14 protein-coding genes are annotated in these 14,647 nt (G+C 70.9%); 3 read left to right on the forward strand and 11 right to left on the reverse strand.

The genetic code is table 11. From position 1 onward, the window contains the following. Positions 1-15 precede the first annotated feature (15 nt). The 4 genes from leuA to AB4Z02_RS00770 all read right to left on the reverse strand — a co-directional run bounded on the left by leuA (position 16) and on the right by AB4Z02_RS00770 (position 4,389). Positions 16-1,755 (reverse strand): 2-isopropylmalate synthase, encoded by a 1,740-nt coding sequence (gene leuA / locus AB4Z02_RS00755; protein ID WP_441968501.1) that lies wholly within the window; start codon positions 1,753-1,755, stop codon positions 16-18. A 247-nt stretch (positions 1,756-2,002) separates the two neighbouring features. Continuing rightward, positions 2,003-2,464 carry a hypothetical protein gene (locus AB4Z02_RS00760; protein WP_441968503.1) on the reverse strand — a complete coding sequence of 154 codons (462 nt, stop codon included), beginning with the start codon at positions 2,462-2,464 and terminating at the stop codon, positions 2,003-2,005. Positions 2,465-2,542: 78 nt separating this feature from the next. Then, the gene (locus AB4Z02_RS00765) at positions 2,543-3,802 is read right to left on the reverse strand and encodes an MFS transporter (RefSeq protein WP_441968505.1); all 1,260 of its coding nucleotides are present in this window, start codon (positions 3,800-3,802) and stop codon (positions 2,543-2,545) included. Next, positions 3,799-4,389 (reverse strand): ArsR/SmtB family transcription factor, encoded by a 591-nt coding sequence (locus tag AB4Z02_RS00770; RefSeq protein WP_441968507.1) that lies wholly within the window; start codon positions 4,387-4,389, stop codon positions 3,799-3,801. Before AB4Z02_RS00770 ends, AB4Z02_RS00765 begins: the two co-directional genes overlap by 4 nt. A gap of 139 nt (positions 4,390-4,528) precedes the next feature. Here AB4Z02_RS00770 and AB4Z02_RS00775 point away from each other — a divergent pair, with 139 nt between their 5' ends. Further along, on the forward strand, positions 4,529-5,425 hold the full coding sequence (locus AB4Z02_RS00775; RefSeq protein WP_441968509.1) for a GNAT family N-acetyltransferase: 897 nt from the start codon (positions 4,529-4,531) through the stop codon (positions 5,423-5,425). Between the two features lie 110 nt (positions 5,426-5,535). On the opposite strand, the gene AB4Z02_RS00780 is transcribed toward AB4Z02_RS00775, so the two are convergent. The 7 genes from AB4Z02_RS00780 to AB4Z02_RS00810 form a co-directional block, all read right to left on the reverse strand. After that, entirely contained in the window at positions 5,536-6,570 is a 1,035-nt protein-coding gene (locus AB4Z02_RS00780; protein WP_441968511.1) for an aspartate-semialdehyde dehydrogenase, read from the reverse strand. A gap of 44 nt (positions 6,571-6,614) precedes the next feature. Then, entirely contained in the window at positions 6,615-8,441 is a 1,827-nt protein-coding gene (locus AB4Z02_RS00785; protein WP_441968513.1) for a BCCT family transporter, read from the reverse strand. A 246-nt stretch (positions 8,442-8,687) separates the two neighbouring features. Beyond that, positions 8,688-9,656, reverse strand: a complete 969-nt coding sequence (era, locus tag AB4Z02_RS00790) for a GTPase Era (RefSeq protein ID WP_082590844.1) — start codon at positions 9,654-9,656, stop codon at positions 8,688-8,690. After that, positions 9,653-10,975, reverse strand: a complete 1,323-nt coding sequence (locus tag AB4Z02_RS00795) for a hemolysin family protein (RefSeq protein ID WP_056884629.1) — start codon at positions 10,973-10,975, stop codon at positions 9,653-9,655. The genes era and AB4Z02_RS00795 overlap by 4 nt, the downstream gene beginning before the upstream one ends. 10 nt (positions 10,976-10,985) lie before the next feature. Then, positions 10,986-11,453: an rRNA maturation RNase YbeY gene (gene ybeY / locus AB4Z02_RS00800; protein WP_441968516.1), complete on the reverse strand. Its 468-nt coding sequence runs from the start codon at positions 11,451-11,453 to the stop codon at positions 10,986-10,988. After that, a complete protein-coding gene (locus AB4Z02_RS00805; RefSeq protein WP_056884631.1) occupies positions 11,431-12,498 on the reverse strand; it encodes a PhoH family protein in 1,068 nt (355 codons plus the stop codon). The genes ybeY and AB4Z02_RS00805 overlap by 23 nt, the downstream gene beginning before the upstream one ends. 24 nt (positions 12,499-12,522) lie before the next feature. Continuing rightward, positions 12,523-12,867: a histidine triad nucleotide-binding protein gene (locus AB4Z02_RS00810; RefSeq protein WP_056884632.1), complete on the reverse strand. Its 345-nt coding sequence runs from the start codon at positions 12,865-12,867 to the stop codon at positions 12,523-12,525. A 75-nt stretch (positions 12,868-12,942) separates the two neighbouring features. On the opposite strand from AB4Z02_RS00810, the gene AB4Z02_RS00815 reads away from it, so the two are divergent. Together AB4Z02_RS00815 and AB4Z02_RS00820 are read left to right on the forward strand one after the other, a co-directional pair. Further along, the gene (locus AB4Z02_RS00815; RefSeq protein ID WP_082590846.1) at positions 12,943-13,491 is read left to right on the forward strand and encodes a SigE family RNA polymerase sigma factor; all 549 of its coding nucleotides are present in this window, start codon (positions 12,943-12,945) and stop codon (positions 13,489-13,491) included. Further along, entirely contained in the window at positions 13,488-14,630 is a 1,143-nt protein-coding gene (locus AB4Z02_RS00820; protein WP_441968519.1) for a Gmad2 immunoglobulin-like domain-containing protein, read from the forward strand. The genes AB4Z02_RS00815 and AB4Z02_RS00820 overlap by 4 nt, the downstream gene beginning before the upstream one ends. Positions 14,631-14,647: the final 17 nt, after the last annotated feature.

The raw sequence follows: 14,647 nt of genomic DNA on the forward strand, positions 1-14,647 counted from the left end.
GGACGGCCGAGCGCGTCAGGCGGCCTCACGCAGGGCGCGGTTGACGGCGGACAGCACCGCGGTCAGCGACGCCTTGACGATCGAGCTGTGCAGCCCGACGCCCCACAGGACGCGGTCACCGACGGCGCACTCCACGTAGGCCGCCGCCCGGGCGTCACCACCGGCGGACAGTGCGTGCTCGGCGTAGTCGAGGACGCGCACGTCGATGTCGAGCGTCGACAGGGCGTCGATGAAGGCCGCGATCGGGCCGTTGCCGGTGCCCTCGACCTGCACCTCGACACCCTGGTCGAGCATCGTGGCGACGATGCGGTCGGCGCCGTCGGCCTGGCTCTCCAGCGCGTGGCTGACCGGAGTGAACCGCCCCCACGCGTTGGCCGCACCGTCGACGGCGGGCAGGTACTCGTCCTGGAACACGCTCCACAGCTCGGCAGGGCTGACCTCGCCACCCTCGCTGTCGGTCTTGGCCTGCACCACGCCGCTGAACTCGATCTGCAGCCGGCGCGGCAGGTCGAGCTGGTGCTCGGCCTTGAGGATGTAGGCGACACCGCCCTTGCCGGACTGGCTGTTGACGCGGACCACGGCCTCGTAGGACCGGCCGACGTCGTGCGGGTCGATGGGCAGGTAGGGCACGCCCCAGACGAGCTCGTCGATCTTCTTGCCGGTGGCCGCCACCTGGCGGTCCATGTCCTCGAAGCCCTTCTTGATGGCGTCCTGGTGCGAACCGGAGAACGCCGTGAAGACCAGGTCACCGCCCCAGGGGTGCCGCTCGGGCACCGGCAGCTGGTTGCAGTGCTCGACGGTCCGCCGGATCTCGTCGAGGTCGGAGAAGTCGATCTGCGGGTCGATGCCCTGGCTGAACAGGTTCATGCCGAGGGTCACCAGGTCGACGTTGCCGGTGCGCTCACCGTTGCCGAACAGGCAGCCCTCGATGCGGTCGGCGCCGGCGAGGTAGCCCAGCTCCGCCGCCGCGACGCCGGTGCCGCGGTCGTTGTGCGGGTGCAGCGACACCACGATCGACTCGCGGCGCTCGAGGTGGCGGGTCATCCACTCGATCGAGTCGGCGTAGACGTTCGGCGTCGCCATCTCCACGGTGGCGGGCAGGTTGATGATCATCTTGTGGTCCGGCGTCGGGTCGATGACGTCGATGACCTCGTTGCAGATCCGCACGGCGAACTCGAGCTCGGTGCCGGTGTAGGACTCGGGGCTGTACTCGTAGTAGACGATCGTGTCGGGCACCGTCTCCTCGAGCTTGCGGCACAGCCGCGCGCCCTGGACCGCGATGTCGACGATGCCGTCCTGGTCGAGCCCGAACACCACCCGCCGCTGCAGCACCGACGTCGAGTTGTAGAAGTGCACGATGGCCTGCTTGGCCCCACGGATCGCGTCGAAGGTCCGCTCGATCAGGTGGTCGCGGCACTGCGTCAGGACCTGGATCGTGACGTCGTCGGGGATCATGTCGTCCTCGATGAGCATCCGCACGAAGTCGAAGTCCGTCTGGCTGGCCGAGGGGAAGCCGACCTCGATCTCCTTGTAGCCCATGCGCACGAGCAGCTCGAACATCCGCTTCTTGCGGTCCGGGCTCATCGGGTCGATCAGTGCCTGGTTGCCGTCGCGCAGGTCCACCGCGCACCACCGGGGCGCCTTGTCGAGGACCTTCGTCGGCCACGTGCGGTCGGGGAGGTCGACCACGATCTGGTCCTGGAAGGGCAGGTACTTCGCGACCGGCATGCCCGAGGGCTGCTGCGGGTGGATCATGGTGTCTCGCCTATCGATTCGTCGCTGGTGGCTCTGTCAGAGGCTCAGCCAGGGCAACGCTACTCCGCGACGAGGGGCGGCTGATCGGTCAGGCCCCGCCGCGGCGGCGAAGGAGGAGGCGCTGCATACGCACTCTCGGAGGGTATGCCGCGTCGTCGCGGTACGTCCATCGCACGGGACTCGTCGCTCACGATCCGGACGGTCCCCCGTCAGCCGGTCTCGGCGGCACGGGGCGGCGCGGCCCCGCTCAGCGGCCGCGGACCAGGCGCACCACTGCCACCAGGGCGCCGATCACCGACCCGACCATGCCGAGGACGAGCGCGCAGCGCACCACGAGGTCCCAGTCGAACCCCTGGCCGCCGAGGTCGAACGGGAAGACCTGCCACAGGCGCACCAGGGCAGCGAGGCCGACAGCGTTCTGCACCAGGTCACCGAAGGCCCGCAACCGGAACCACAGCAGGACCGCGGAGACGAGGCTGGACACCAGGCCGACCGCGAGCGAGGCGTTGACGAGGCCGAGCACCTGACGCGTGTCGTCGGTGAGGAAAGGCACCACCTGCCACCCGGGCGCGATGTTGACCCACCAGAGCAGGACGGCGTTGACGACGGCGCCGATGACGAACCCGACCCTGCGGCCGACGTCGGACCGTCGGGCTGCGGCGTTCGACGTCCTGGTCGAACGGCTGGCGCGGAGCTGTGGCTGGGACACTGCGGACCTCCCCCGTGGTGTGGGTGTCCCCTCAGGTCACCGTGCACCGGCGGGCCGCGTTAGGGCCAGAGGTCCGTGTCACGCGGGCGACGAGATGGTCGCACCGCGGAGGTCGTCCAGGGTGCGGGTCGAGATGACGGGTGACCACAGCAGCCACAGCACCGACAGCGAGCCACCCACCGCGGCGACCACCATGGTCGGCCGCAGACCGATCCACTCCCCCACCACGCCGCCGAGCACCGCGCCGGCGGGACGGATCCCGTAGTTCACCGTCGAGAACGCGCCGGTCACCCGGCTGCGGACGCCGTCGGGGGTCACCGCCGTCATGAGCGCGTTGAGCGGGATGTCGAGGCACATCACGCCGACGGAGGAGACGAGCTCGACGGCCGCCACCACCCCGGCGCGCGCCCACATCGGGCCCTGCGCCAGCGGCATGAGCGCGAAGGGGGCGGAGAAGACCACGGCGCCCACGGCGATGGTGCGCCCGATGCCGATCCTTCGCGACAGCGGCCCGGCGAGAACCGTGCCGAGGAGGCCGCCCGTCGCCCCGATCCCGAGGGCGAGCCCGATGAGCCCGGCCGACATCCCCAGCTGCCGGCTCGCGTAGAGGACGACGAGCGCGCCGGCCATGAGGTTGAACAGGTTGATCGTGGTGGCACACGCGAGGGCCGCCCGCAGGTAGGCGTCGTGGAGCACCAGGCCCATCCCGTCCCGCGCCCGCCGCAGCAGGCTCGTCCCCTCGGCGCCGTCCACCGGCAGGTCGGGCACCTTCACCCGCCCGATGAGGACGGCCGACACCGCGAAGGTGACCGCGTCGACGAGCATGGCCATCGGTGCCGTGACTGCCTGGACCAGGCCGCCGGCGACGGCGGGGCCGGCCACGAACGAGGCCGACCGGGTACCGCTCAGCAGGCTGTTGGCCTCCACGAACTGGTCACGACGCACGAGGCCGACGAAGAAGCTCGGGTACGCCGTCTGGTAGAGCACCTGCCCGAGGCCGGCCACCAGCGCGACCGCGAACAGCTGGCCGAGGGTGATCGCCCCCACCAGGTGCGCCACCGGCAGCGTCAGCAGCACGGCGCAGCGCAGCAGGTCGGCCAGGATGAGCAGCCGCCGCTTTCGCACGTGGTGGTCGACCCAGGCGCCGACGAAGAGGGACAGCAGGTTCGGCGCCCACACCGCAGCCGTGAGCAGGCCCACCGTGGTGGCCCCCGCGTGCAGGGTGGTGACCGCGATGAGCGGCAGGGCGAGCCCGGTGATCCGGTCGCCGAACTGCGAGATCCCCTGACCCACCCAGTAGGTGGCGAACCGCCGATCCCGCCACAGGGGCTCGCTCATGCCGGCTCCCCCTCGTCGGTCGCGGCCTCGGGCAGGACGTAGCGCAGCATCCGGACCGAGCGCGCGCCCGGCACCACGTCGGGCTCGGACTTGCGCAGCACGTATGGCGCGAGCACCTGTTCGATGGCTGCCTCCACCGCGGCCAGCTCCTCGGACGTCACGACGATCCGCGTGTTGGACAGCCCTGCCGAGGCCCGCCAGTCGTCCTCGAGCAGGGGTTCGGCCTGCGCGGCCCAGCGGTCCGGCAGGTCGCGGGCCTGGTCGAACACCACGCGCGACAGGAGCACGGCGGCGTCACGTCCCGTCTCGTCCTCCGAGGGGGTGAAGCGGAAGCCCCGGCCGACCGCCTCCCACCACCGCTGTCGACCGTCGGACGGGACCTGGGCGTCCCGGACCAGGCCGTGCTCGGCGAGGTGGCGCAGGTGCCAGCTCGTGACCGACGGGGTGGCCCCCACCTCGGGGGCCAGTGCGGTCGCGGTGCTCGGGCCGTGCTGCTGGAGGCGGGCCAGGATGGCGAGGCGCGTGGGGTGGGCCAGGGCGCGGATGTCCCGCGGCGTGAGCTCGACGTCGCCATAGGGGTTGGTCACCGGGTCACCTCGATGTGAGAGTACTGTTTCGAGAGGACTCTCTCACAATGTCCGCAATCCGGCCATCCCCGCGACCGGGACCGCGAAGTCGCCGAAAAGGCCGTGCGCGAGCGCGGGCGCACCCGCCACCATGAGCCCCATGGACCTGCCCGACGGCCTCACCGCCCGCCCGCTGCGGATGTCTGACGCCCGCGCCATGTACGAGCTGTTCGCCGCCTCCGAGCAGGCGGACACCGGCGAGGTCGCCATCGAGCCCGAGGACATCGAGGGTGACTGGCAGCGGCCGAGCTTCGACCTCGAGCAGGAGAGTGTCGGGGTGTTCGACGGACCGACCCTGGTCGCGGCGGCGGAGGTGTACAAGACCCGTCGTGCCGAGGCCACGGTGCACCCCGACCACCGAGGGCGTGGCATCGGCACGTGGCTGGCGGCCTGGGTGGAGGACTGCTCGCGTCGCCGCGGCGGCACGCTGGTCGGCCAGACCGTGCCCCTCGGCAGCTCCGCGGAACGGCTCTTCACCACCCTCGGCTACCGCGAGGGCTGGACCTCGTGGGTGCTCGTCGTGCCCGAAGGGGCGGCCATCGAGCCGCAGCCCCTCCCCCACGGCTACCTCCTGCGCGACCTCGTCCCCGGGGCGGACGAACAGGTCGCCCACCTGCTCGTCGAGGATGCCTTCAACGAGTGGCCGGACCGCCAGCCGAGCGCGTTCGACGACTGGGCAGCCCGCACGGTGCGCCGGCCCGGGTTCGAGCCCTGGCAGATCAGGTTCGCCGTCGACCCCGACGGCACGCCGGTCGGCGTCGCCTTCATGATCGTCACCGAGGGGTGCGGCTACGTCGACCAGCTGGCGGTGCGCGCCAACCAGCGCGGCAAGGGCCTCGCCCGGGCGCTGCTCGTCGACGCGTTCGAGCGCGCCCGCCAGCACGGCGCCACCCGCAGCGAGCTGTCGACGGACTCACGGACGGGTGCGCTGCCGCTCTACCAGCACGTCGGCATGGAGGTCAGCAAGACCTACCAGCACTGGATGACCGACGTCTGAGGGTCGCGCCACCCTCAGGCCCCGGCCCTYCGCGCGACGAAGGGTGGCGAACGGCCGCCTCAGGGGGACCTGAGGGGGCCGTTTGCCACCCTTCGCGCGATGAGACTGGGTCAGCGACGCTTGAGAAGCTCCTCGGCGATCTGCACCGCGTTGAGCGCCGCGCCCTTGCGCAGGTTGTCGCCGACGACGAACAGCACGAGCCCCTTGCCCTCCGGGGCCGCCTGGTCGGCACGGACTCGGCCGACGTAGACGTCATCACGGCCGGCTGCCTCGAGCGGGTTGGGCACGTCGGTGACGACGACGCCGGGCGCCTTGGCGAGCAGCTCCATTGCGCGCTCGGGGCTGATCTCACGGTCGAACTCGGCGTGGATCGCCAGCGAGTGCCCGGTGAACACCGGCACGCGCACGCAGGTCCCGGAGACGCGCAGGTCGTCGATGTGCAGGATCTTGCGCGACTCGTTGCGGAGCTTCTGCTCCTCGTCGGTCTCCAGTGAGCCGTCCTCGACGATCGAGCCGGCCAGCGGGATCACGTTGAACCCCACCGGCACCGCGTAGACGTTGGGCGCAGGGACCTCGACCGCGCGACCGTCGAGGGCGAGGCCGGCAGGCGCGCCGGCGGCATACCCGCCGCGCAGCTGTCCGTCGAGCTCCTGCACGCCCTTGCCGCCCGAGCCCGACACGGCCTGGTACGACGCGACGGTGAGGCGCACGAGACCGGCCTCGTCGTGCAGCGGCTTGAGGACCGGCATGGCGGCCATGGTGGTGCAGTTGGGGTTGGCGACGATGCCCTTGGGGATGGTGTCGAGGTCGTCGGCGTTGACCTCGCTCACGACCAGCGGGACCTCGGGGTCCTTGCGCCAGGCGGAGGAGTTGTCGACGACGACGGCTCCGGCGGCCGCGACCTTTGGCGCCAACTCCTTGGAGGCCGCTCCCCCGTTGGAGAACAGCGCGATGTCGAGGCCGGAGAAGTCAGCGGTGGCCGAGTCCTCCACCGTGACCTCGCCACCGGCCCACGGCAACGTCGTGCCGGCAGAGCGCGCCGACGCGAAGAAACGGATCTCGTCGACCGGGAACGCCCGCTCGGCGAGAAGTGCACGCATGACCGAGCCGACCTGCCCGGTGGCCCCGAAGACACCAACTCTCATGGGACCAAGGATAGTTCGGCCCGGTCGTGCACCGGCTCAGCGGCTCACGATGTGGCGGATCCTGCACTCACATCGGCGGTATCGAGCTCGTCATGGCCCGCATGACCGGTCACCGGTGCGGTGGGGACCAGGTCCCCGACTCCCTCGCCGGGGGCGGACTCCTCGTAGGTGAGGGTGAAGTCGTCGCCGTGCTCGGTGACACCGGCCACGACGGCCTGCTCGATCGCGGCGACGGCGTAGGCGCGGCGCACGATCAGCGGGTCGTTGCTCAGGTCCTTCACCAGTGCGATCGCCAGGCCGACCATGACGATGAGGAACGGCAGGGCAGCCACGATGGTGATGTTCTGCAGCCCGGACAGCGCGTCCTCACCACCGACGAGCAGCATCACCGCAGCAACTGCACCGGTGGCCGCGCCCCAGAAGATGACCGTCTTGCGGCTCGGAGCCAGGGTGCCCCGCTCGGAGAGCGTGCCCATGACGATGGATGCAGCGTCGGCGCCGGAGACGAAGAAGATCGCCACCAGCACCATGACCAGGACCGACGTGATCGTCGACAGCGGCATGTGCGAGAGCATCTCGAAGAGCGTGCCCTCGGTCGAGCCCGCGCCGGCCAGGTCGGTGCCACCGCGCTGCATGTCGATGCCGGCGCCACCGAAGATGGCGAACCACACGAGCGAGACGACGCTCGGGACGAGCAGCACACCGGTGACGAACTGGCGGATGGTGCGGCCGCGTGAGATGCGGGCGATGAACATGCCGACGAACGGAGTCCAGCTGACCCACCAGGCCCAGTAGAAGATCGTCCAGCCCGACAGCCAGGTCTTCATGGCGTCGCCGCCGGCGGCATCGGTGCGCGCCGACATCATCGCCAGGTTCTGGAAGTAGGAGCCGATCTCGGTGGGCACGAGGTTGAGGATGAACACCGTCGGGCCTACGACGAAGACGAAGACCGCGAGGGCCAGCGCCAGCACCATGTTGATGTTCGACAGCCACTGGATGCCCTTGGCCAGGCCGGAGACGGCCGACAGGATGAAGCAGACGGTGAGCACCGCGATGATCGCGACGAGGACCATGTTGCCGGCCTGGCCGATGCCGGCGACGATCGTCAGGCCGGAGCCGATCTGCAGGGCGCCGAGGCCGAGCGAGGCAGCCGAGCCGAACAGGGTGGCGAAGATCGCGAGCATGTCGATGACGCGACCGGCTGGGCCCTCGGCGCGCTTGCCCAGCAGCGGGGCGAACGCCGAGCTGATGAGCAGCGAGCGGCCCTTGCGGAAGACGCCGTACGCCACGGCAAGGCCGACGACCGCGTAGATGGCCCACGGGTGCAGCGTCCAGTGGAACAGCGTGGTGGCCATGGCGTTCTGCACGGCCTGCGGGTTGCCTGCGGCACCGGTGCCGGGCGGCGGCTTCACGAAGTGCGACAGCGGCTCGGAGACGCCGTAGAACATCAGGCCGATGCCCATGCCCGCGGAGAACATCATCGCGATCCACGAGACGGTCTTGAACTCCGGCTCCTCGTCGTCACGCCCGAGGGGGATGCGGCCGAACTTGCTTGCCGCGAGCCAGATCACGAACAGGACGAAGCCCGAGGCGACGAGGGAGAACAGCCAGCCCATGTTGTGCACGACCCATTCGAGGCCGGCACCGGAGGCCGAGCTCAGCGTGTCGGTGCTGAGGAACCCCCACAGCACGAACGCGATCGCGATGGCGGCGGTGACGCCGAAGACGATCGTGTCGACCTTCTGCGGCTCCTCGGCCGGGTGCTCCTCGATGACGGGGTCGAGGGCGGGGTGCGGGCTGTCGAGGGCTGTGTGCTCGCCCGTGGCCTCAGCCGGAGCGGCTGGGCCCGTCTTGGTCAGTGTCGTGTCCACGTGGTGTAGGCGCCCTCTTTGGGGAGGGCGCCGCTCCTTCGCTGTCCTGGTCAGTTGCGTATCAAAACCGTGTCGGTCGACCGCCCAGCCTGCCGAGAACGAGGCGCGATCTCAAATCGTGGTTACCGGGAACCAATTCAGAAGTGCATCGAAACCGTTGCACTGCAACCGATCTCGACGAGACGTGAGTCTCGCCACGTGAGCTTTGGCTCGGATCAGGGCTAGGAACAGGTCTCGGAACCCGGCTCAGAACCCGAGTCGCTGCAGCTGCTTGGGGTCGCGCTGCCAGTCCTTGGCGATCTTCACGTGCAGGTCGAGGTAGACCTTCTGGCCGAGGAGCTTCTCGATCCCCTGGCGGGCAGTCGTCCCGACCTCGCGCAGCCGCGACCCACCCCGCCCGATGATGATGGCCTTCTGCGACGAGCGCTCGACGAAGACGTTGACCCGCACGTCGAGCAGCGGCTTGTCCGCCGGACGCCCTTCGCGCTGGACCATCTCCTCCACGACAACGGCCAGGGAGTGCGGCAGCTCGTCGCGCACGCCCTCGAGGGCGGCCTCGCGCACGAGCTCGGCGATCATCACCATCTGGGGCTCGTCGGTGAGGACGCCCTCGGGGTAGAGCGGTCCCGGGGAGGTCGGCAGGTAGGAGGCCAGCACCTCGGCGACCTCGTCGACCTGCGACCCGTCGACGGCCGAGCACGGCACGATCGCGTCCCAGGAGCCGAGCTGGTCGATGGCCATGAGGTGCTCGGCGAGCCGCTGGCGGTCGACCCGGTCGGTCTTGGTCGCGATGGCGACCACCGGCCGTCGCTTGCCCTGCTGGATCTCCTTGAGCTCGCGGGCGATGAAGCTGTCCCCCGGCCCGATCTTCTGGTCGGCCGGCAGGCAGAACCCGATGACGTCGACCTCGAGCAGGGTCTCGCGCACCACGTCGTTGAGCCGCTCCCCCAGCAGGGTGCGCGGCTTGTGCAGGCCGGGGGTGTCGACGAGCACCAGCTGGGAGCGCGGCGAGGTGACGATGCCGCGGATCGTGTGGCGGGTCGTCTGCGGCTTCGAGGAGGTGATCGCGACCTTCTGCCCCACCAGGGCATTGGTCAGCGTCGACTTGCCGGCGTTCGGCCGCCCGACGAGGCAGGCGAAACCGGCCAGGTAGGGACGGGTCGCCTCGGGCCCGTCGGCCTGCGCACCGGTGGGACCGGGACCACTCGCTGTCATGACACTCCCTCGCGTTCGGCCTCCACCGTAGTGCGCTCGGCGCCGTCCTCGGTCCCGCCCTCCTCGACCGCGTGCAGCCGCTCGACGATGACCGAGGCGATGCGGTGCCGCCGGCCGGCCATCCGCTCCGCGGTGAGCGACAGTCCAGCCACCTCGGCCCGGGACCCGACGATGGGCACCCGGCCGATGCTCTTGCCGATGAGCCCGCCGACGGTGTCGACCTCGTCCTCGTCGATCTCGACCTCGAAGAGGTCGGCCAGGTCGTCGATGTCCATGGTGGCCGGCACGCGTACGGTGCCGTCCCCGAGGTCCTCCACGCCGGGAGCCTCGCGGTCGTACTCGTCGGCGATCTCGCCGACGATCTCCTCGATGATGTCCTCGATGGTGACCAGGCCCGCGGTCCCGCCGTACTCGTCGACGACGACGGCGAAGTGGCTCTGGTCGCGCTGCATCTCGCGCAGCAGGTCGTCCACCGGCTTGCTCTCGGGGACGTAGTGCATGGGGCGCATCTGCGCCGTGACCGGCAGCGAGCCGGCCTCCGGGTCGGCGTTGACGCGGCGTACGACGTCCTTGAAGTAGAGCAGCCCGAGGATGTCGTCGGACCCGTCGCCGACGACCGGGATGCGCGAGAACCCCGAGCGCAGGAACAGCGACATGGCCGAGCGCAGCGACTTCTCGCCGTCGATCGTCACCATGTCGGTGCGCGGCACCATGACCTCGCGGGCCACCGTGTCGCCCAGCTCGAAGACCGAGTGGATCATCTCGCGCTCGCCGGCCTCGATGACCGCGCTCTCCCCCGCGAGGTCGACCAGGTCGCGCAGCTCGGACTCGCTCTGGAAGGGCCCGTCGCGGTAGCCGCGTCCCGGCGTCACCGCGTTGCCGAGGGCGACGAGGACGCGCGCGACCGGTCCGAGGAACGTGCGCAGGCCGACGATCACCGGTGACGCGACGAGCGCGACGGCATCGGCGTTCTGCCGTCCCAGCGTGCGCGGCGAGACGCCCACGACGACGAACGACACGAGGGCCATGACGCCGATCGCGATGAGCAGCGGCTTCCAGAAGCCGTCGACGAGGTCGACCGCCCCGAGCGTGATGAGCACCGCGGTCGTCGCCTCGGCGACGACGCGCAGGAACGCGGTGACGGACAGGTAGGCAGCGCTGTCGCTGACGATGCGGTCCAGCGACTTCGACCCGGGGCGGCGCTCCTCGAGCAGCTCGTGCGCCCGCACCCGGGACATCCGCCAGATCGCGGCCTCCGCGGCCGTGAGCAGGAACGCCACGGCGATGCTGAGGAGCGCGGCCAGCACGAGGCGGGTCATCGCTGCGCCATCAGGGGGTGCGGCGACCGCGACCCGCGAGGAACGTCAGCAGCAGCTGGCGCTGGAGCTCGAACATCTCGCGCTCCTCCTCGGGTTCGGCGTGGTCGTAGCCGAGCAGGTGCAGGATGCCGTGGGTGGTGAGGAGCAGCAGCTCCTCCTCGGTGGCATGACCGGCCTCGGCGGCCTGCTTGGCCGCGACCGACGGGCACAGCACGATGTCGCCGAGGACGCCCTCCTCGGGCTCCTCGCCCTCGCGGCCGGGGCGCAGCTCGTCCATGGGGAACGACATGACGTCGGTCGGGCCGGGCAGGTCCATCCACTGCACGTGCAGGACCTCCATGGCGGCCTCGTCGACGAGGCGCAGGCAGAGGTCGGCGCCCGGGTGGACCCGCATCTCGTCCATGACGTACTTGCTCAGGGCCACCAGCTCGAGCTCGTCGAGCTGGTAGTCGGTCTCATTGAGAACGTCGACGCTCACGCGGCCCCCGTCCCTGCTGTCCGTGGGTCTCGCCCTGCTGGTCGTCCCAGCGGCCGTAGGCGTCGACGATGGCCCCGACGAGCCGGTGCCTGACGACGTCCTGCGGCGTCAGCACCGAGAAGTGGATGTCCTCGACGCCGGCCAGGATGTCGCGGACGACCCGCAGCCCCGACCGCGTGCCGTCCGGGAGGTCGACCTGGGTGACGTCACCGGTGACGACCATCTTGGAGCCGAACCCCAGACGGGTCAGGAACATCTTCATCTGCTCGGGAGAGGTGTTCTGCGCCTCGTCGAGGATGATGAACGCATCATTAAGAGTTCTACCGCGCATATAAGCGAGCGGCGCGACCTCGATGGTGCCGGCGGCCATGAGGCGCGGGATCGACTCGGGGTCGACCATGTCGTGCAGTGCGTCGTACAGCGGCCGCAGGTAGGGGTCGATCTTGTCGTTGAGCGTGCCGGGCAGGAAGCCGAGGCGCTCACCGGCCTCGACGGCCGGCCGCGTGAGGATGATCCGGTTGACCTGCTTGGCCTGCAGGGCCGCGACGGCCTTGGCCATCGCGAGGTAGGTCTTGCCGGTGCCGGCAGGGCCGATGCCGAAGACCACGGTGTGCTCGTCGATCGCGTCGACGTAGTGCTTCTGGTTCAGCGTCTTGGGCCGGATGGTGCGACCGCGGGAGCTGACGATGTTCATCGTCAGGACGTCGGCAGGACGCTCCTTGGTCTGCTCGCGCAGCATGCCGATCGAACGCTCCACGGCGTCGCGGTTGAGCGGCTGACCGCCCTCGATCACCAGGAGCAGCTCGTCGATCGTCCGCTCCGCCAGGGCCACCTCGGCGCTGGGGCCGGACAGGTGGAACTCGTTGCCACGGACGTGGATCTCCAGCTGCGGGAACGCCCGCTCCATGGTCCGCAGCAGCTCGTCGCGCGGGCCGAGCAGCGTGACCATCTGGACCTGCGGAGGGATCTCGACGGTGTGGATGGGGAGGGGACGAGCGCCGTCGGCTGCGCCCCCCGGCGTGGTCGGATGATCGTCTTCAGGCATGGTCGTCCCAGTCTACGGTGCCGCTCAGCCGGGTGGCCACGTCATTGCCCGGCCCCCGAGCACGTGCACGTGGGCGTGGAAGACGGTCTGGTGGGCCTGCGCTCCGGTGTTGAAGACGCTGCGGTACCCCGCGTCCGCCACCCCCTCCTGCTCGGCCACCGCGCGCACCGCGTCGACGAGCGGGGCGACCTCCTCAGGCGCCTCCAGGGCAAGAGCACCGACGTCCGGGACGTGACGCCTCGGGATGACGAGCACGTGGGTCGGGGCCTGCGGGTCGAGGTCCCGGAACGCCACGGTGTGCTCGTCCTCGCGGACCACCTCGGCGGGGACGTCCCCGGCGACGATCGAGCAGAAGATGCAGTCGGCCATGGCTCGGACACTATCCGCCCGGCGCGTCAACCGGCGGGGTCGGCTGCGCGTCAAGGGGGCGTGAGACTGTTGAGCGTGGCAGAACGCGACCCCGGCGGGGAGACCCGCCCAGCCGCCGACGAGGCCATCGCCGAGCTGTACGCGGCGCACTGGACGGGCCTGGTGCGCCTGGCTTGGCTGCTGCTGCGCGACGACCTCGCCGCCGAGGAGGTCGTGCAGGACGCGTTCATCGCCGTGCACCGGCGCTGGGACACGTTGCGCAGCCACGAGAGCGCAGCCGCCTACCTGCGCCGGGCCGTGGTCAACGGCGCCCGCTCGGGTCTGCGCCACCGCGGCGTCGAGGAGCGGTACCTCACCCGGGAGCGGGCCGAGCCCGGAGGCCCGGCCCGCCGTACCGAGTCGAGCGCCGAGGCCCACGCCCTCGAGGCCGAGGCCACCAGCTCGATGATCGAGGCGCTCGGACGCCTCCCCCAGCGCCAGAGAGAGGTCCTGACCATGCGCTACTACCTCGACCTGAGCGAGGCCGAGATCGCCGACGCCCTCGGCATCTCCGCGGGCTCGGTAAAGGCCCATGCCCACCGTGGGCTCGCCTCACTGCGCGACCGGGTGGAGGTCGGGCGATGAGCGACCGCACGGACTTCCTTCACCCCGACCTCGAGCCGGGCGAGCTCGAGCGCGTGGAGCGGCGGCTGCGGCAGTCACTGGCGCACGAGGCCCGCAAGATGCGCCCCGGCGACCGCCTCGACGCGATCCTGCAGGAGGCGCACGAGGTCGGCCCCGCGACCGGTGGGACCGGTTCTCGGCACTGGCTCGCGCCGGTGGCTGCCGCGGCACTGGTCGCCGCCATCGCCGGAGGCGCCTGGTGGGCGACCCAGGACACCAGCGGCACGCCCGGTCCTCCTGCCGGCTCGCCGTCGGCGTCGGCCCCGTCCGTCACCGGAGCTCCGACGACGGCGCCCCCGACCGCCCAGACCTCGCCGACGGGGTCGACTACCAGCGGAACCGGTGCGACCGTGCAGGCTGCCCTGCCTGCCTACTTCGTGGGCCCCATCGGCGACACCACGCCCACCTACAGGTTGTTCCGCGAGTTCGTGCGTGGTGAGCTGCCCCGGGCAGCCACCGACGCCGACCGGGTGCAGGCCGCCCTGGCGGTGGCCATGAACGCCCAGCCCTACTCGAACACCGACGGCTACCTCCAGCCCTGGTCGGGCACCACCGTCTCGTCGGTGAAGGTCACCTCCGACACGATCCAGGTGGAGCTCAGCGGGCCCGGCGCCGAGGGCTTCACGCCCGAGGTCCAGCGGCTCGCCGTGCAGGAGCTCGTGTGGACGGCCCAGGCCGCCCTGGGGCGGGGCGTGATCCCGGTGCGCTTCCAGGTCGCGGGCGGGGTCACGACCCTCTTCGGGTCGATCCCGACCGACCAGCTGTTCACCCGGCCGTCCGCCGATCTTTCCTGGCGCGACCTCGCACCGATCTGGGTCACCGCCCCCACCCGCGACCAGGTCCTCCCGGCCGGCACGCCGGTCACGCTCAGGGGCGAGGCCACCGTCTTCGAGGCCACCCTGCAGTGGGAGCTCGACCGCGGCACGACCACGGTCGGGAGCGGTACGGCGATGGCCACCATCGGGGCGCCGTCGCGCGGGACCTACTCGGTCGACCTCGGCCGGCTCAGCGCAGGCACCTACACGGTCCGGGTGAGGTCGGCGAGCCCCAAGGACGGCACGGTCGCGGCCGAGGACTCGGTGACGTTCACCGTGCGGTGAGGCGCGGGGCATCGCCC

It is taken from the genome of Pedococcus sp. 2YAF34 (genome assembly GCF_052114585.1).
In the GTDB taxonomy this organism is placed as follows: domain Bacteria; phylum Actinomycetota; class Actinomycetes; order Actinomycetales; family Dermatophilaceae; genus Pedococcus.

Coding starts and splice junctions, on each gene's coding strand:
- AB4Z02_RS00820 (WP_441968519.1), top strand. CDS start 13,488: ATGAGCGACCGCACGGACTTCCTTCACCCCGACCTCGAGCCGGGCGAG.
- AB4Z02_RS00795 (WP_056884629.1), bottom strand. CDS start 10,975: ATGACCCGCCTCGTGCTGGCCGCGCTCCTCAGCATCGCCGTGGCGTTC.
- AB4Z02_RS00810 (WP_056884632.1), bottom strand. CDS start 12,867: ATGGCCGACTGCATCTTCTGCTCGATCGTCGCCGGGGACGTCCCCGCC.
- AB4Z02_RS00780 (WP_441968511.1), bottom strand. CDS start 6,570: ATGAGAGTTGGTGTCTTCGGGGCCACCGGGCAGGTCGGCTCGGTCATG.
- AB4Z02_RS00805 (WP_056884631.1), bottom strand. CDS start 12,498: ATGCCTGAAGACGATCATCCGACCACGCCGGGGGGCGCAGCCGACGGC.
- AB4Z02_RS00775 (WP_441968509.1), top strand. CDS start 4,529: ATGGACCTGCCCGACGGCCTCACCGCCCGCCCGCTGCGGATGTCTGAC.
- leuA (WP_441968501.1), bottom strand. CDS start 1,755: ATGATCCACCCGCAGCAGCCCTCGGGCATGCCGGTCGCGAAGTACCTG.
- era (WP_082590844.1), bottom strand. CDS start 9,656: ATGACAGCGAGTGGTCCCGGTCCCACCGGTGCGCAGGCCGACGGGCCC.
- AB4Z02_RS00765 (WP_441968505.1), bottom strand. CDS start 3,802: ATGAGCGAGCCCCTGTGGCGGGATCGGCGGTTCGCCACCTACTGGGTG.